Source organism: Verrucosispora sp. WMMA2121 (assembly GCF_027460185.1).
In the GTDB taxonomy this organism is placed as follows: domain Bacteria; phylum Actinomycetota; class Actinomycetes; order Mycobacteriales; family Micromonosporaceae; genus Micromonospora; species Micromonospora palythoicola.
On sequence record NZ_JAPZBH010000006.1, the window covers coordinates 130698 to 146808 of the forward strand.

Here is a 16111-nt window from a genome sequence, read left to right on the forward strand (position 1 = left end):
CGTGGGCGGACGGCAGCCGGCCGCCCACGACCTAGCGTTGCCCCATGACCAGCGTGCTCCGTCTCGACGGCGTCGACCGCAGCTTCGGCGACCGTCAGGTACTCAAGGACGTCTCGTTCGACGTCGTCGCCGGCCGGATGACCGGCTTCGTCGGCGGCAACGGTGCCGGCAAGACCACCACCATGCGCATCATCCTCGGCGTGCTCGCCGCCGATGCCGGCCAGGTGACGTGGCGGGGCGAAGCGCTGAGCCGGGACGCGCGGCGGCGCTTCGGCTACATGCCCGAGGAACGCGGCCTCTACCCGAAGATGAGCGTCCGGGAGCAGGTCACCTACCTCGGTCAGCTGCACGGGTTGACCGCCGACGCAGCCCGCCGCGCCACCGACGGGCTGTTGGAGCGGGTCGGACTCGCCGAACGGGGCGACGACCTGCTGGAGACGCTGTCCCTGGGCAACCAGCAACGCGCGCAGATCGCCGCCGCGCTGGTGCACGACCCGGAGGTGCTGGTGCTGGACGAGCCCTTCTCCGGCCTCGACCCGCTGGCCGTGGACACGGTCGTCGGCGTGCTGCGGGAACGGGCCACCGCCGGTGCCCCGGTCCTCTTCTCCAGTCACCAGCTCGACGTGGTCGAGCGGCTCTGCGACGACCTGGTGATCATCGCGGACGGCTCGATCCGCGCCGCCGGCAGCCGGGAGCAGCTGCGCTCCGCGTACACCACGCCTCGCTTCGAGCTGGTGGTGGAGACCGACGCCGGCTGGCTGCGCGACCACCCCGGGGTGAGCCTGGTGGACCTCGACGGCGCGCGCGCCGTGTTCGACCTGGCCGCCGGCACCGACGAGCAGCCGGTGCTGCGCGCGGCGCTGGAGCGCGGCCCGGTCCGCGCGTTCCGCCCGGTCACCCCCTCCCTCGCCGAGATCTTCCGAGAGGTCGCCAAATGAACACCATGCAGGCCACCCGCCTGGTCGCCGCCCGGGAGATCCGGGTCAAGCTGCGCGACCGCACCTTCCTGATCAGCACCGTGGTCTTCCTGCTGATCGCCGCGGCGGCGACGATCCTGCCACCGCTGCTGTCCGGCGGGCCGTCCACCGTGGCGGTGACCGAGGCGGCGGCGGGCCCGCTGCGGGCGGCCGGGCTGGAGGTGCTCGCCGTACCCGACGACGCCGCCGCCGAGCAGGCGGTGCGCGACGGAGACGCGGACGCCGCCGTGGTCGCCGGCCCGGCCGTGCTCGCCATGGACGACGCCCCCGACGACGTGATCTCCGCGTTGAGCACCGAGCCCCCGGTCCGGCTGCTGAACCCGGACGCGGTGGACCCGGTGGTGGCCTTCCTGGTGCCGTTCGCGTTCGCCTTCATCTTCTTCATCACCTCGCAGACCTTCGGGGTGCAGATCGCGCAGAGCATCATCGAGGAGAAGCAGACCCGGATCGTGGAGATCCTCGTCGCCGCGGTGCCGGTCCGCGCCCTGCTGGCCGGGAAGATGCTCGCCGGTACGATCCTGGCGCTCGGGCAGATCGCCCTGGTGGCCGTGGTCGCGGTGGCCGGCATGGCGTTCGGCGACAACACCACCCTGCTGTCGCTGCTCGGCCCGGCGATCGGCTGGTTCGTGCCGTTCTTCCTGCTCGGCTTCGTGCTGATCGCGTCGATGTGGGCGGCGGCCGGCGCGCTGGTGAACCGGTTGGAGGACATCGGTGGCGTGTCGACGCCGGTACAGCTCGCGGTGATGCTGCCGTTCTTCGCGGTGATCTTCCTCAACGACAACGTCACCGCCATGCGGGTGCTGTCCTACCTGCCGTTCTCGTCGCCGACGGCGATGCCGCTGCGACTGTTCACCGGGGACGCCGCCGCGTGGGAGCTGGTCGTCTCGCTGGCCCTGCTGCTGGTCGCGGCGGTGGGCTTCCTACTCGCCGGAGCCCGCGTGTACGAGGGCTCGCTGCTGCGCACCAACGGCCGCACCTCGATCCGCACCGCCTGGCGCGAACGCGAGACGCTCGGCTAAGACGCCCAGTTGGTGGGGAGGTGGGGGACGGGCCAGGTGGGGTCGGGTTGCCAGGTCGACCAGGACTCGTCCCACCAGCGCTCACCGGCGTCGAGCAGGGCGGCGATCCGGTCGCCCTCGGCGCGGATCGCCTCACCCTGGCCCGGGTAGCGCCCCTCCACCAGCCGCTGGGCGAACATCTCCACGTCCTTGAAGACGTACCGGTCGGCGTCCGCCGCCCACCAGAGGTCCAACTCGTGGTCGAGGGTGTCCACCCCGATCGGCGTACGCCGGAACGGGTCCTGGAGGTTGAAGTACCAACCGGCGAAGGTGCGCTCCGGGCCGGACCAGAACACGTCGACCGAGTGCGCCTCGCCGGGCCGTTGCAGCATCAGCTTGCCGTGACCGGTCCAGGCGGTGTGCCCGGCGAGCTGCCACGGGTGCCGCCCGCACGGAAACTCCCCCGACTCGGGGAAACCGAACTCGGCGCCGGTCGGCAGGAAGAGCGCGAGCAGGTCGGGTGAGTCCTCGACGCAGATCGTCGGGCAGCCGAACCACACCTCACCGCGCAGGATTTCCCGCCGTACCAGCACGTCACCCGGCGCGAACCGGCCAGCCGTCGTCACGCTCGCAGATGCCGCCCTACTTCTTGCCGACAAGCTTCTGGGTGATCGGCCGCCCGGCCTCGCTGGCGAGCCGCAGGATCACCGCGCCGACCGGGTCCTGCTCCCCGTCCTTGAGCCCGACATCCGTCGAGTTGACCCGCATCGGCGCCTGGCCGGTCGGCTTCATCACGTACGCCGCGGTCTTGCCGGCGAACAGCGTGCCACCACCGAAGACCTGGACCTCCACCTCGGCCATCTCGGCCCAGGTGGCGGCCCGGGCGTTGCCGTTACGGACGTACACCATCCCGCCAGGGTAGAGGTAGCCTGCCTCGAAGCCTCTCACCAACACGGCGACGAACCAGCCGACAGCGCAGATGCCGAGCGCCAATGACGGGATCGCCAACCAGATCAGCGGCCGCCAGGAGGACGCGAGCGCGAAGAGGGCGACCGACACCAGGACCGCCACCGCGCCGACGACGACGATCGTGAGCGCGGACCTGATGGGATTGCCGCTGCTGCGCTTGTCGATCAACGTACCGAGCCCGCGTTCCGCAGCCAGGCTGGCCACCTTTTCCGGTACTTCCTGCCGCTCGTCGACACTGCTCATGCCCGCCCCGTTTCGGTCGACTCGAGAATCAGCGGCGAGCATATCCATGGTGGACAGTTGCTGCTGCCCCGTGTTGTGCGGCGGGCGGGAGCCGACGAGTGGCCGGGTGTGGCGTCCGGCTACCGGTGAGCGCCACCGGACGTCAGTTCTCGGGCAGGGTGCGCATGGTGCGCAGCGGGGAGAAGACGACCCAGAGCACGCCGAGCAGGGCGCCGAGACTGGCGACCCAGAGGGCGGGCCGTACCCCGATCGCCGCGCCGAGGGTCCCGCCGAGCACGGCACCGATCGGCCGGATGCCGTAGTTGACGGTGCGGCGGAAACCGGAGACCACGGCGAGCATCGCCACCGGGGTGGCGGCGATCTGCACCGATCCGACGGCGATGTCGAGGATCATGACGCCCAGCGCGGATACGAACTCGGCGGCGAACAGCAGCGCGAGCACCAACGGTTGCGGCCCCGTGGCCAGCGGCACGAGGACCATGGGGGCCGGGAAGGCGACGAAACCGAGGAGCACCGCGGGGCCGATGCCGATCCGGCGACTGATCGCGCCGGTGACCGCCGCGCCGAGCAGTCCACCGACCGCGCCGGCCCCGATGATCAGGCCGAGCAGGCCCGGGGAGACACCCAGTTCGGTGGTCACGTACAGCACGAACAGCGCGGCGAACATGTAGTTGAACAGGTTGAGCGTGGTGGTGCCGAGCAGCGTAGCCCGCAGGATCGCCGAGCGGACCACGTACCTCACCCCGGCGGCCATCCCTCGGCCGGAGCCCTTCGGTACGGGGTTCTCGGTGACCTGCGTCCGGGCCAGGAAGGCCGCCGAGATCAGGTAGGTGAGCACGCCGGACAGGAGCGCGAACGGAGCGGTGAGCACCTGCACCAGCACCCCGCCGATGCTCGGGCCGGCCACGTGCGACATGGCCCTGCTGCCGTTGACCAGACTGTTGGCGTCCACGTAGTCCGCCCGTCGGACCAGTGCGGCGAACAGGCTGCTGTGCGCCACCTCGAAGAACATCGAGAGGATCCCGATCAGGAAGGTGACGGCACAGAGCAGCGGCAGGTTCAGCGCGTCCGCCCACCACAGCAGCGGCACGGCCAGCAGCAGGACCGCCCGACCGACATCGGCGATGATCATCACGTGGCGTCGGCGCGGGTACCGGTCCACCCACGCGCCGGCCGGCAGGGAGAAGAACAGGTTCGGCAGCAGCGAGGCGGCGGTCAGGTAACCCATCTCGGCGGGTCCGGCGCCGAAGGCGAGCACGGCCAGCAACGGCACGGCGAGCATGGTGATCTGGTCGCCGAAGAGCGAGACGGTCTGCGCGGACCAGTAGCGGCGGAAGGCCGCCTGCCGCAGCAGCCGTGGGACGCGCGGCCGGCGCGGCGGCGCCGGGTCGGCCAGGGTGAGAGATCCGGTCACGATCCGTCTCCGCTCGCCGTCTCCCGCGGAGGTACGGCGCCGCGCGGCAGCGCCATCTGGACGAACGTCACCGGACGGGAGCCGGGCGGGCGCTTCGCCGGGTCGGCGATCCGTTCGTCGTACCGGGCCAGCAGCGCGTCGATCTGTCCCGTGATCTCACTCAGCTCGGCGGCGGTGACGTGCAGCAACGCGTCGCCGAAGCCGGCGGCGGCCCGCCACTCGGCGGGCTCGCCGGCGCGGATCGCCAGGTAGTCCTGCGCCCGTTGCAGGTAGAGGGCGACCATCACGCTGTTGATCTGGTCGGTGGCCTCCCGCATGGCCGGATCGTCGGAGTCGTCGTCCCAGGAGGTGTACTGCGTGGTGGCCCGCCAGGGCCGTTCCCGCGCGTCCGCACCGGGCACGCGTTCGGCGAACCCGTACTTGGCGAGTTGCCGAAGGTGGAACGAGCAGTTCGGCACGTTGTCGTCGAGCCGAGCCGCCGCCTGCGTCGCGGTCATCGGCCCTTCGCCACGCAGCAGCCCGATCAGGCGCATCCGCAGCGGGTGGGCGTACGCCCGCAGGGCGCGCGGGTCGGTGACCTTGAGCGAGCGCTGAGGTACCTCGTCAGTCATACAGTAGAGAATGCTTTAGAAAGACATCTCTAGCAACTGCCATCCGACCGGCCCGCCCCCCGCTCGCACACCGTCAAGCCCGTCGGGACGGCCAAATCTTGGACAGATTCCGCTCTTCGCTAACGGGAATCTTCCAAGATCTCCGTGATCTCGTCGCTGAGGTCTGTCATCCAGCACGGCTCGGGGCCTGACCCCGGCCGCGGTTCGCCCAGGGTGCAGCTCGCAACAGAAGGCCCCCGAGCAGGAGCAGTGCGGCGGCGAAGACGACTTCCCGATCGAACGCCTTGGTGGCAAGGCTCAGCAGAAGCACGACTGCTCCCACCGCGACAGCCGACGTTCCGATGCCGCTGACGATCTGTCCAGACCTGCTGTTCACCACGGCAGTCTAGTCACCGTCGGTCGACCTGTCGGGCACACCGCACACGCTCAGGCTCTCAGCGATCGCCGCCCACCGCCCGGGGTCAGCCGACGGCGGCCATGACCTCGTCGGAGACGTCGAAGTTCGCGTAGACGTTCTGCACGTCGTCGCTGTCCTCCAGGACGTCGATCAGCTTGAAGATCTTGCGCGCGCCCTCCTCGTCCAGCGGCACCGTGACGCTGGGCACCAGGGAGGACTCGGCCGACTCGTACTCGATTCCAGCGTCCTGCAGGGCGGTCCGCACCGCGAGCAGGTCGCCCGGCTCGGAGATCACCTCGAACGCCTCGTCGAGGTCGTTGACCTCCTCGGCGCCCGCGTCGAGGACGGCCAGCATCACGTCGTCCTCGGTGGTGCCGGCCTTGGGCACGATCACCACGCCCTTGCGAGAGAACATGTACGACACCGAGCCGGCGTCGGCGAACGAGCCGCCGTTGCGGGTCAGCGCGGTGCGTACCTCGGTGGCGGCGCGGTTGCGGTTGTCGGTCAGGCACTCGATCAGCAGCGCGACACCGTTCGGGCCGTACCCCTCGTACATGATCGTCTGGTAGTCGGCGCCACCGGCCTCCAGGCCGGAGCCGCGCTTGACGGCCCGGTCGATGTTGTCGTTGGGGACCGAGTTCTTCTTGGCCTTCTGGATCGCGTCGTAGAGGGTCGGGTTGCCGGCCGGGTCCCCACCGCCGGTACGCGCCGCGACCTCCACGTTCTTGATCAGCTTCGCGAACATCTTGCCGCGCTTGGCGTCGATGACCGCCTTCTTGTGCTTGGTCGTCGCCCACTTTGAGTGGCCGGACATCTGTTACCTCCGTTGCTACCCGCCGTCTGCATCGACCGCACCGAGCGCCCCGCTCCGCACCGGCGCACACGGTGGTGCCGGTCAGCTCTGGTGGAAGCAGTGGCGGCCAGATGGCCCTGCCGAATCTCGACAATCCTACCGACGTGCGGCGGGTGGTCGTCACCCGCCGCACGTCAGCCGTCGGCCCGCACTCCCCCGATCACCACAAAGCGGACGAAATCACTCCCCTATGCCGTACGAACCCAGCACGCTGAACTCGGTCGTGCTGCGCTGCTCGCAGCGTTCCTCAAGCCGCGCCCGGAAGCGGCCGAACGACTCCAGCGACGGCAGTGGTCCGGGCAGGTCCGGGCCGATGACGACGTCGACGAAGCTGAGCCCGTCGTCGAGCCGCAGGGTCAGGTAGCGGAACCCGGGCGGGCGCAGCCGGGCCAGGTCCCGGTGCACCGCGTCGAGCAGGGCCAGATGCTCGTCGAGGCGGTCCGGGCGGACCCGGTACGTGATGAGCAGGGTCTCCATGGTCGGCTCACCGCCCAGCGACCGGGACCGCGTCCCGGCCCGCCGTCCCGGCACCGGCCGCCGGATCCGCCGTCTCGCCGGCACCCGCCGCCGGGTCCGCCGCCCCGCTCGATTCCGACGCCGGCTCCGCCCGCTGGTCGACGCGGCGTTCCCGGGCCGCGGCGAGGAGTTCGGTGAGCATCGCCGTGACCAGGTCCGCTCGGCCGTCGCCGGGCGCGATCCGACCTTCGGCGGTCGGGTCGGACCGATCCGCACCGGACCAGTCGAAATCCGTGAACAACCCCAGCTCGACGTGGTCCGGCAGGACCGCCATGCCCACCTCGGCGAGAATGGGCCGCAGGTGCTCGGCGGCCCGCCCACCCCCGCGTACGCCGTAGGTGAGCACACCGGCCGGCTTGCCGCGCCACTCGGCGTCCAGGTAGTCGATGGCGTTCTTGAGGACGGCCGGGATCGAGCTGTTGTACTCCGGGGTGACGAAGACGAACGCGTCGCAGGCCGCCGCGACCGACGACCAGCGACGGGTGTGCTCGTGACGGTAGTCGCCGAACCTCGCCGGCACCGGCTCGTCGAGCAGCGGCAGCCGCTGCTCGGCGAGGTCGACAAGCTCGACGGTCACCTCCCCCGCCCGCGCCGCCGGATGCCCGGTCGCCGTGTCGGCCACCCACCCCGCCACCGTCGGGCCACGTCGCCCCGGGCGGCTGCTGCCGACGACCAGGCCCACCTTGATCGGTCCGTGCTGTCGTGTGCTGTTCATGAGCCGATCCCACCGCCGTCGGCAGCTCCCGGGGAGACCGGCGGGAGGGTAGCCCTGGCGGGGACACGCTCCCGGAGCGCGAGCGCGGCAGACTGGACGGGTGATGGACGGCGAGTTGGGCGCGTTCCTGCGTAGCCGCCGGGAGGCGCTGCGACCCGATCAGGTGGGGCTATCCACCAACGGCCGGCGGCGTACGCCGGGCCTGCGGCGGGCGGAGTTGGCCACGTTGGCCCAAGTCAGCGTGGAGTACCTGACCCGGCTCGAACAGGGTCGGGACACCCGCCCGTCGCCGGGCATCCTCGCCGCGCTGGCCGAGGCGTTGCGCCTCGACGACGCCGACCGGCGGCACCTTCAGCAACTCGCGTCCGTCGATCACCGCCGGCAACTGTGCGCGGGTGGGCGGCCGACCGTGTCGCGTACCGTCCGCCCGCAGGTCCAAACGCTGCTGGAGGCGCTGCGGGACCGGCCGGCGTACCTGACCAACCGGCTCGGCGACGTGCTGGCCTGGAACGAGCCGTTCGACCGGTTGGCCCGCCCGCTGGGGCTGCTCGACGGCGAGCGGCCCAACCTCGTGTGGTTCCTCTTCGTCGACGAGCGCGCACCTCAGCACTTTCCCGACTGGGCCGACCTCGCCGATCAACAGGTCGCCGACCTGCACCGGTTGCGCGCGGGCGACCCCACCACCGACGCGTTCGCCGAGCGGCTCGCCCGTACCGTCGGGGAGCCGTTCCGGTCCCGGTGGCAGCGCCGGCCGGTCGCGGTGCGGCCGAGCGGGGTGCGCTGGTTGCGGCATCCGGAGGTGGGGCCGCTGCGACTGTCGTACGAGACGCTGGAACTCGCCGACGACCAGCAGCGACTGGTGGTGCAGCAGCCCACCGACGCGGCCGGCGCCGCCGCGCTGGACCGCCTCCTGGGCCGCCGCCCCGGCAGCCTCCGCTCCGTCGCCGGCTGACGCCCAGTCCGAACAGCGCCCCGGCCGGCACAAGATCCCCGCAGTTTCGGGGAAACTGCGGCATGGAGGCCGCAGAAGGCGGCAGTTTCCCCGAAACTGCCGGCACGCGTCGGCGCGGCGCGGCAGCGCGAGACGGGGTCAGCGGGCGGCGCGGACCAGGTCGACGAAGTAGGCGTGCAGGCGGGGGTCGCCGGTCAGTTCCGGGTGGAACGAGGTGGCCAGCAGGTTGTGCTGGCGTACGGCGACGATCCGGCCGGACGCGGGGCCGTCGGACACCGTGCCGAGGACCTGCACGTCCTCGCCGACCCGCTCGACCCAGGGCGCGCGGATGAAGACCGCGTGCAGCGGCCCGCCCGGGACGCCGGTGATCTCCACCGGCGCCTCGAAGGAGTCGACCTGCCGGCCGAAGGCGTTGCGGCGGACGGTCATCGCGATGCCGTCGAAGCCGCGCTGGTCCGGCCGGCCGTCGAGCACCTCGGCCGCCAACATGATCATTCCGGCGCAGGAGCCGTAGACCGGCATCCCGTCGGCGATCCGCTTGTCGATCGGGCCGCGCAACTCGAAGATGTCGACCAGCTTGCTGATCGTGGTGGACTCCCCGCCCGGGATGACCAGGCCGTCGACCGCGTCCAGCTCCGCCGGCCGGCGTACCGGGCGGGCCTGCGCGCCCGCCGCTGTCAGGGCCGCGACGTGTTCGCGGACGTCGCCCTGGAGAGCCAGCACACCGATCACGGGTGCCGTCACCGTCGGGTCACCAGCCGCGTTCGGCGAGGCGGTGCGGCTGCGGGATGTCGTCGACGTTGATGCCGACCATCGCCTCGCCCAGACCACGGGAGACCTTGGCCAGCACGTCCGGGTCGTCGTGGAAGGTGGTCGCCTTCACGATGGCGGCGGCCCGCTGGGCCGGGTTGCCGGACTTGAAGATGCCCGAGCCGACGAAGACGCCCTCCGCGCCGAGCTGCATCATCATCGCCGCGTCGGCCGGGGTGGCGATGCCACCGGCGGTGAACAGCACCACCGGCAGCTTGCCGGTCTCGGCGATCTCCCTGACCAGCTCGTACGGCGCCTGCAACTCCTTGGCCGCGACGAACAGCTCGTCGGCGGGCAGCGACGACAGGCGGCGGATCTCCTGGCGGATCCTCCGCATGTGGGTGGTGGCGTTGGAGACGTCGCCGGTGCCGGCCTCACCCTTCGAGCGGATCATGGCGGCGCCCTCGGTGATCCGGCGCAGCGCCTCGCCCAGGTTGGTCGCGCCGCAGACGAACGGCACGGTGAACGCCCACTTGTCGATGTGGTTGGCGTAGTCGGCCGGGGTGAGCACCTCGGACTCGTCGACGTAGTCGACCCCGAGGGACTGGAGGATCTGCGCCTCCACGAAGTGCCCGATGCGGGCCTTTGCCATCACCGGGATGGAGACCGCGTTGATGATGCCGTCGATCATGTCGGGGTCGCTCATCCGGGACACCCCGCCCTGGGCGCGGATGTCCGCGGGCACCCGTTCGAGGGCCATCACCGCGACCGCGCCGGCGTCCTCGGCGATCTTGGCCTGCTCGGGGGTGACCACATCCATGATCACGCCGCCCTTGAGCATCTCGGCCATGCCGCGCTTCACCCGCGCGGTGCCGACGACCGGGGTGGCGGTGGTCGGGGAAGTCGTCTCGGACACGTTGTCGCTCCTCAGGCGTCCTCGGGAGGTGGCAGCGCAGATGCTACGCCCGGGCCGACGCCGCTCCGACAGCCAATCAACCCCGTGGTGGCCTGCCCTGTGGCCGCCGTCACCCCCGGACCGGCGGCTCAGCGGATGGGCACGTCGGCGGCCGGGACGGTCAGCGTCGGGTCGTCGATGTCGAAGTAGCGCGGCCAGGTGTGCCGGCGTCCCATCCGCAACAGCCGCACCAGGGGCCGGCTGCGCACCGCCCGGGCGTCGCGGACCAGATCGGTGTGCACCTGGCGGGCCAGGGCGAGCCGCCGGCTGGCCGCGATGACCGCCTCACAGTCGCCGTCGGTGGGATCGAGCCGCACCGCCCGCAACTGCCGGGTCAGGTCGTTCTCGGCTGCCTCCCGCTCCTCCGGCTGGGCGTCGAGGGCGATCCGTGCCGCCGCGTACAGCTCGACGCCGTAGCGGCGTTCGGCCAGCACCGCCGCGGCGGCGGCCCGCCGCAGCAGGTGGGCGTCCAGGGCACGGGCGGCGAGCTGGGCACGGTCCTGGAGCCGCTCGACCCGGCCGGCGGTCCAGATCAGGTACACCGCCACCAGGGCGACGACCACCGTCGCGCCCACCACCCACCACATGCCCGGCATCGTAGTGCTGCTCCCGTTCCTCCCGATCAGTCCGGCCCCGCCCACTCCTGGTCGATCACCCGCCCGTCGGTCGCCTCGATCGCCGCTGCGTATACCTCCAGAACCCGGCGGGCAACCACGGGCCAGTCGAAATTCGCCACCACCTGGTCGCCGCAGGCGGTCAGCTCCGCCCGTTGGTCCGGATCGTCAAGCAGTTCGGCGATCGTCTGCCGCAGCGCCGCCGCGTCGCCGGTGGGGAACAACCTGCCGGCCCGGCCGCCGTCGAGTACCCGGCGGAAGGCGTCGAGATCGCTGGCGACGACCGTGGTGCTGGCCGCCAACGCCTCGGTGAGGATCATGCCGAACGACTCGCCGCCGGTGTTGGGCGCCACGTAGAGGTGCACGCTGCGCAGCATGCGCGCCTTCTCCGGCTCGGGTACCAGCCCGAGGGAGGTGACCCGGTCGCGCAGGTCGGTCGGGAACCGGTTGAACAGGTCGTCCGGGTCGCCGGGGCCGGCGACCAGCAGGCGCAGCCCGGGACGCTGCCGGGCCAGCTCGACGAAGGCGTCGCGCAGGATCGGGAACCCCTTGCGCGGTTCGGTGAAGCGGCCCAGGAAGCCGAGGGTGCCGCCGGTACCCGGCCCGCACGCCCCCGGCCAGCCGGGCAGCGGCTCGACCCCGGCGTACTTGGCCACCGCCACCCCGTTCGGGATCTCCACCGCGCCGCCGTCGAGGTGCTCGACCTGCACCTTGCGGGCCAGGGCGCTCACCGCGATCCGTGCGGTGATCCGCTCCAGCAGGATCTGGAGCACCCCCTGGGCGGCGGCGAGCACCCGGGAGCGGGTCATCGCGGTGTGGAAGGTGGCCACCACCGGTCCCCGGGCGGAGAGCACGGCGAGCATGGACAGGCTCAGCGTCAGCGGTTCGTGCACGTGCAGCACGTCGAAGTCGCCCCGGGTGATCCACCGGCGGACCCGCGCGGTGGAGACGGGGCCGAACGCGATGCGGGCCACCGAGCCGTTGTACGGCAGCGGGACCGCCCGCCCGGCCGGCACCACGTACGGCGGCAGCGGCGAGTCCTCGTCCGCCGGGGCGAGCACACTCACCTCGTGGCCCAGCCCGATCAACGCCTCGGCCAGGTCCATGACGTGGTTCTGCACCCCGCCCGGAACGTCGAAGGAGTACGGGCAGACGATGCCGATCCGCATTGCGCCCGTCCCCTCAGTCCAGCCACATCCGTTGCAGCATGTGCCAGTCTTCCGGATGCCGGGCGATGCCCGCCGCGAGACCGTCGGCGATCCGCTGGGTCAGCGACCGGACCCGTACGTCGAGGTTGCCGACCTCGGGCCCCGGCACCGGCAGCGGGCCCTCCAGCGAGGCGCACGCCGCATCCGGTTCGTACCACATCGACGCCACGTACAACGGTGCGCCGGTCCGCAACGCGAGCAGCGCCGGGCCGGGCGGCATCCGCGTTCGGCCGCCGAAGAAATCCACCTCCACGCCCCGGGCGGAGAGGTCCCGGTCGGCCAGCAGCGGCACCACCGCCCCGGCGGCCAACCGGTCGGTCAGCACGTCCAGCGGCGGCCGGACGCCGCCCGTGGTGGGCAGGATCTCCATCCCCAGCCGTTCCCGGAACGCGGTGAACCGCTGGTAGACGCCCTCCGGCTTGAGTCGTTCCATGACGGTGGACAACGGCCACCCGTTCGCCACCACCCACGCGCCGGCCATGTCCCAGTTGCCGGCGTGTGGCAGGGCTACCACCGCGCCGCGGCCGGCGGCCACGTCGGCGGCAAGCAACTCGGTGCCGTCCAGTCGGAATCCGGCGAGAATCTGGTCGCGGCTCAGCGACGGCAGCCGGAACGCCTCCATCCAGTACCGGGCATACGAGCGCAGGCCCCGGCGGACCAGGTCGTCGAGTTCGGCCTCGGGCAGCTCCGCCCCGACCACCCGGCGCAGGTTGGCGCGCAACCGGGTGGCACCGGCCCCCCGGCGGCGGTGAGCCCGGTCGGCCCCGGCGTTGAACGCGGCGGCGGCGACCGGTCGAGGTAGCGCGCGGACCAGCCGCCAGCCGGCCAGGAAGCCGAGTTCGGTGAGGTTCACCTGGTGCTCCGTCCGGCTGTGCCGCTCACCCCTGGCCGCCCGGCACGTCGACCTGCTGGGCCTGCCGGTACACGTGCCGCATCCGCTGGCCGACGGTGAACAGGGACACCGCCGCGAGCAGCCAGAGCGCGATCGGCAGCGCCACCGGGTGGACCAGCTCGGCGAGCAGGCCGCCGACACCGACGATCAGCAGTCGCTCCGTACGCTCGGCGATGCCCACGTTGCAGGTCATCCCGAGCCCTTCGGCGCGGGCCTTGACGTACGACACGAGCCCTCCGGCGGCCAGGCAGATCAGCGCGGCGGCCAGCCCCGCGCGGTCGCCCTCGGTGGCCAGGTAGAAGGCGACCGCGCCGAACACCGCGCTGTCGGCGACCCGGTCCATGCTGGAGTCGAGGAACGCGCCGAACCGGGTCGACCCGCCGCTCATCCGGGCCATCGTCCCGTCGAGCAGGTCGGTGAGCGCGAAGACCGTCACGATCAGCGCTCCGGCGACCAGGTGGCCGCGGGCGCCGAAGCCGAGCGCGCCGACGAGCACCCCGAGGGTGCCCGCGACGGTGACCGCGTTGGGGGACACGCCCGCGCGCAGCAGGCTGCGGGCGATCGGCTCGACGACGCGGGTCATCCCCGCGCGGGCCGACACTTGGAAGATCTTCGCCATGGCGGTCCCACGATAACGGTCCGCCCTGAACGGGCGACACCGCCCGGCTGACCAGCCACGCTCGACCCGGCGCGGCGGCTGGCCGGAGAGGGTTGTGTCGGCCCGGCATCGGGTGTGAGATCGAGCAGAAGGGTGACCCGGCTCACCCCGCCGCCTGTTGACTGCCCGGTCCCCAGCGAGTCACCGGAGGATATCGCCGCAGCACCCCGCCCGGGCCGTGTCCCCGTCGCGTGCGGCGGTCGCCACCCACCACCACCGGCTGAGGGAGGTGCGCCCGATGGCGCAGAGGAGTCAGGACAAGGGGGCCACCGGCGTACCGGTGGTGACCGACCCCGCCAGGATCCGCAACGTGGTGCTCGTCGGGCACTCCGGAGCGGGCAAGACGACACTTGTCGAGGCGTTGCTCGCGGCCTCCGGCACGATTTCCCGGGCCGGCTCGGTCACCGACGGCACCACCGTCTGCGATCATGACCCGGCCGCCGTCCGCCAGCAGCGTTCGGTCGCCCTGGCCTGCGCGCCGCTGCTGCACGACGGGATCAAGATCAATCTGCTCGACACGCCCGGCTACGCCGACTTCGTCGGTGAGCTGCGCGCCGGGTTGCGGGCCGCGGACGCCGCCCTCTTCGTGGTCTCGGCGGTCGACGGGATGGACGCGGCCACCGCGGCGCTGTGGGAGGAGTGCGCGGCGGTGGACATGCCCCGGGCGGTGGCGGTGGCCCGGCTGGACCACCCCCGCGCCGACTTCGACGAGGCGGTGGCGCTGTGCCAGCGGGTCTTCGGCGACAACGTGCTCCCGCTCTACCTGCCGATGCTCGGTGACGACGGTGAATCCACCGTCGGCCTGCTGGGGCTGATCACGCGGCGGGTCTTCGACTACACGGGTGGGCTGCCGCCGCAGGTGCGTGAGCCCGACCCGGAGCACCTGCCGGCCATCGTCGAGTCCCGCAACGAGTTGATCGAGGGGATCATCGCCGAGAGCGAGGACGAGACCCTGATGGACCGGTATCTCGAAGGCGAGGAGATCGACGCCGCCATCCTGGTGGAGGACCTGGAGAAGGCGGTCGCCCGCGGCCACTTCTATCCGGTGGTGCCGGTCTGCGCGGCGACCGGGGTCGGCGTGGACGCGCTGCTGGAGGTGCTCACCGCCGGCTTCCCCGCCCCGCCGGAGCACGCGCTGCCCGCGGTGACCGGGGTAGACGGCTCCCCACGACCGCCGCTGACCTGCGATCCGGACGGCCCGCTGGTCGCCGAGGTGGTACGGACCACCATCGACCGGCACGTCGGGCGGGTCTGCGTCGTCCGGGTCTTCTCCGGCACGCTGCGCGCCGAGCAGACCGTGCACGTGTCCGGGCACGGTCTGGCCGAACGCGGCCACCCCGACCATGACGCCGACGAGCGGATCGCCCACCTCTACAGCCCGCTCGGTGCCACCCTGCGGGAGGTGGGCGTGGCGGTGGCCGGTGACATCTGCGCGATCACCAAGTCCGGCAGCGCGGAGACCGGCGACACCATCTCCGCCAAGGAGAACCCGTTGCTGATCGCCCCGTGGGAGATGCCGGAGCCGCTGCTGCCGGTGGCGATCGTGGCGAAGTCCCGGTCCGACGAGGACGCCCTGGCCCGTAACCTCGGCCGCCTGGTCGCCGGTGACCCGACGATGCGGCTGGAGCGCAACCCGGAGACCCACCAGCTGGTGCTGTGGTGCATGGGCGAGGCGCACGCCGACGTGGTCCTCGACCGACTGCGCGCGGGCGGCGTCGAGCTGGACACCGAGCCGGTGCGGGTGGCGCTGCGGGAGACGCTCACCGTGCCGACCCGGGGCCACGGCCGGCACGTCAAGCAGTCCGGTGGGCACGGGCAGTACGCCGTCTGCGACATCGAGGTGGAGCCGCTGCCGCGCGGTGCGGGCTTCGAGTTCGTCGACCGGGTGGTCGGCGGCGCGGTCCCGCACAACTACATCCCGTCGGTGGACAAGGGGGTACGCGCCCAGATGGAGCGCGGCCTGGTCGCCGGCCATCCGGTGGTGGACCTACGGGTGACGCTCGTCGACGGCAAGGCGCACAGCGTGGACTCCTCCGACGCCGCGTTCCAGACCGCCGGGGCACTGGCCCTGCGCGACGCCGCCGACCGGGGGCAGCCGGCGCTGCTGGAGCCGGTCGACGAGGTGACGGTGCGGGTGCCCGACGTCAACGTGGGCGCGGTGATGGGCGACCTGTCCGGCCGGCGCGGCCGGGTGCTCGGCACCGAACCGGACCCGGCCGCCGAGGGGCGCACTCTGGTACGCGCCGAGGTGCCCGCCACGGAGCTGCTGCGGTACGCCGTGGAGCTGCGGGCGATGACCTCCGGAGCCGGCACCTTCCGGCGCCACTTCGTCCGCTACGACCCGATGCCCGCCCACCTGGCCGACCAGATCCGCAAGGAGCACGGCTGA

Annotated in this window: 16 protein-coding genes and 1 pseudogene; 4 read left to right on the forward strand and 13 right to left on the reverse strand. The window is 72.1% G+C overall.

The genetic code is table 11. The annotated features are described in order from the left end of the window. Positions 1 to 44: 44 nt before the first annotated feature. Both O7605_RS09540 and O7605_RS09545 read left to right on the forward strand, forming a co-directional pair. A complete protein-coding gene (locus O7605_RS09540; RefSeq protein ID WP_269738839.1) occupies positions 45 to 938 on the forward strand; it encodes an ABC transporter ATP-binding protein in 894 nt (297 codons plus the stop codon). Continuing rightward, positions 935 to 1996, forward strand: coding sequence for an ABC transporter permease (locus tag O7605_RS09545; protein ID WP_269738840.1), 1062 nt, complete (start codon positions 935 to 937; stop codon positions 1994 to 1996). The genes O7605_RS09540 and O7605_RS09545 overlap by 4 nt, the downstream gene beginning before the upstream one ends. Here O7605_RS09545 and O7605_RS09550 read toward each other — a convergent pair. From O7605_RS09550 to O7605_RS09580, 7 genes and pseudogenes are all read right to left on the reverse strand, one after another. After that, positions 1993 to 2601, reverse strand: a complete 609-nt coding sequence (locus O7605_RS09550) for a DUF402 domain-containing protein (protein WP_269738841.1) — start codon at positions 2599 to 2601, stop codon at positions 1993 to 1995. The two genes, O7605_RS09545 and O7605_RS09550, sit on opposite strands and share 4 nt — an antisense overlap. Before the next feature lie 16 nt (positions 2602 to 2617). Beyond that, positions 2618 to 3187, reverse strand: a complete 570-nt coding sequence (locus O7605_RS09555; protein ID WP_269738842.1) for a hypothetical protein — start codon at positions 3185 to 3187, stop codon at positions 2618 to 2620. A 142-nt stretch (positions 3188 to 3329) separates the two neighbouring features. After that, positions 3330 to 4601 (reverse strand): MFS transporter, encoded by a 1272-nt coding sequence (locus tag O7605_RS09560; RefSeq protein ID WP_269738843.1) that lies wholly within the window; start codon positions 4599 to 4601, stop codon positions 3330 to 3332. Next, a pseudogene (locus O7605_RS09565) lies at positions 4597 to 5212 on the reverse strand (winged helix-turn-helix domain-containing protein); the annotation flags it as partial. The gene O7605_RS09560 and the pseudogene O7605_RS09565, both read right to left, overlap by 5 nt. A 461-nt stretch (positions 5213 to 5673) precedes the next feature. Further along, positions 5674 to 6423 (reverse strand): YebC/PmpR family DNA-binding transcriptional regulator, encoded by a 750-nt coding sequence (locus O7605_RS09570; RefSeq protein WP_269738845.1) that lies wholly within the window; start codon positions 6421 to 6423, stop codon positions 5674 to 5676. 219 nt (positions 6424 to 6642) lie between these two features. Further along, positions 6643 to 6939, reverse strand: coding sequence for a hypothetical protein (locus tag O7605_RS09575; RefSeq protein WP_269738846.1), 297 nt, complete (start codon positions 6937 to 6939; stop codon positions 6643 to 6645). A 7-nt stretch (positions 6940 to 6946) separates the two neighbouring features. Continuing rightward, the gene (locus O7605_RS09580; protein WP_269738847.1) at positions 6947 to 7693 is read right to left on the reverse strand and encodes an NADPH-dependent FMN reductase; all 747 of its coding nucleotides are present in this window, start codon (positions 7691 to 7693) and stop codon (positions 6947 to 6949) included. Positions 7694 to 7796: 103 nt separating this feature from the next. On the opposite strand from O7605_RS09580, the gene O7605_RS09585 reads away from it, so the two are divergent. Next, complete coding sequence (locus O7605_RS09585; RefSeq protein ID WP_269742580.1) at positions 7797 to 8645, forward strand: helix-turn-helix transcriptional regulator; 849 nt, start codon at positions 7797 to 7799, stop codon at positions 8643 to 8645. Positions 8646 to 8783: 138 nt separating this feature from the next. Here the strand turns inward: O7605_RS09585 and pdxT are convergent, their stop codons facing one another. The 6 genes from pdxT to pgsA form a co-directional block, all read right to left on the reverse strand. Further along, positions 8784 to 9389 carry a pyridoxal 5'-phosphate synthase glutaminase subunit PdxT gene (gene pdxT / locus O7605_RS09590; protein ID WP_269738848.1) on the reverse strand — a complete coding sequence of 202 codons (606 nt, stop codon included), beginning with the start codon at positions 9387 to 9389 and terminating at the stop codon, positions 8784 to 8786. 7 nt (positions 9390 to 9396) lie between these two features. Continuing rightward, on the reverse strand, positions 9397 to 10311 hold the full coding sequence (gene pdxS / locus O7605_RS09595; protein ID WP_269738849.1) for a pyridoxal 5'-phosphate synthase lyase subunit PdxS: 915 nt from the start codon (positions 10309 to 10311) through the stop codon (positions 9397 to 9399). Positions 10312 to 10439: 128 nt separating this feature from the next. After that, complete coding sequence (locus O7605_RS09600; protein WP_269738850.1) at positions 10440 to 10946, reverse strand: hypothetical protein; 507 nt, start codon at positions 10944 to 10946, stop codon at positions 10440 to 10442. A gap of 26 nt (positions 10947 to 10972) precedes the next feature. Then, positions 10973 to 12133 (reverse strand): glycosyltransferase family 4 protein, encoded by a 1161-nt coding sequence (locus O7605_RS09605; RefSeq protein WP_269738851.1) that lies wholly within the window; start codon positions 12131 to 12133, stop codon positions 10973 to 10975. A 13-nt stretch (positions 12134 to 12146) separates the two neighbouring features. Continuing rightward, positions 12147 to 13025 carry a phosphatidylinositol mannoside acyltransferase gene (locus O7605_RS09610; protein ID WP_269738852.1) on the reverse strand — a complete coding sequence of 293 codons (879 nt, stop codon included), beginning with the start codon at positions 13023 to 13025 and terminating at the stop codon, positions 12147 to 12149. A 25-nt stretch (positions 13026 to 13050) separates the two neighbouring features. Further along, positions 13051 to 13683, reverse strand: a complete 633-nt coding sequence (pgsA, locus tag O7605_RS09615) for a phosphatidylinositol phosphate synthase (RefSeq protein ID WP_269738853.1) — start codon at positions 13681 to 13683, stop codon at positions 13051 to 13053. 277 nt (positions 13684 to 13960) lie between these two features. On the opposite strand from pgsA, the gene O7605_RS09620 reads away from it, so the two are divergent. Continuing rightward, positions 13961 to 16111, forward strand: coding sequence for an elongation factor G-like protein EF-G2 (locus tag O7605_RS09620; protein WP_269738854.1), 2151 nt, complete (start codon positions 13961 to 13963; stop codon positions 16109 to 16111).

Coding starts and splice junctions, on each gene's coding strand:
- O7605_RS09605 (WP_269738851.1), bottom strand. CDS start 12,133: ATGCGGATCGGCATCGTCTGCCCGTACTCCTTCGACGTTCCGGGCGGG.
- O7605_RS09620 (WP_269738854.1), top strand. CDS start 13,961: ATGGCGCAGAGGAGTCAGGACAAGGGGGCCACCGGCGTACCGGTGGTG.
- O7605_RS09585 (WP_269742580.1), top strand. CDS start 7,797: ATGGACGGCGAGTTGGGCGCGTTCCTGCGTAGCCGCCGGGAGGCGCTG.
- O7605_RS09540 (WP_269738839.1), top strand. CDS start 45: ATGACCAGCGTGCTCCGTCTCGACGGCGTCGACCGCAGCTTCGGCGAC.
- O7605_RS09580 (WP_269738847.1), bottom strand. CDS start 7,693: ATGAACAGCACACGACAGCACGGACCGATCAAGGTGGGCCTGGTCGTC.
- pgsA (WP_269738853.1), bottom strand. CDS start 13,683: ATGGCGAAGATCTTCCAAGTGTCGGCCCGCGCGGGGATGACCCGCGTC.
- O7605_RS09555 (WP_269738842.1), bottom strand. CDS start 3,187: ATGAGCAGTGTCGACGAGCGGCAGGAAGTACCGGAAAAGGTGGCCAGC.
- O7605_RS09575 (WP_269738846.1), bottom strand. CDS start 6,939: ATGGAGACCCTGCTCATCACGTACCGGGTCCGCCCGGACCGCCTCGAC.
- O7605_RS09600 (WP_269738850.1), bottom strand. CDS start 10,946: ATGCCGGGCATGTGGTGGGTGGTGGGCGCGACGGTGGTCGTCGCCCTG.
- O7605_RS09570 (WP_269738845.1), bottom strand. CDS start 6,423: ATGTCCGGCCACTCAAAGTGGGCGACGACCAAGCACAAGAAGGCGGTC.
- O7605_RS09545 (WP_269738840.1), top strand. CDS start 935: ATGAACACCATGCAGGCCACCCGCCTGGTCGCCGCCCGGGAGATCCGG.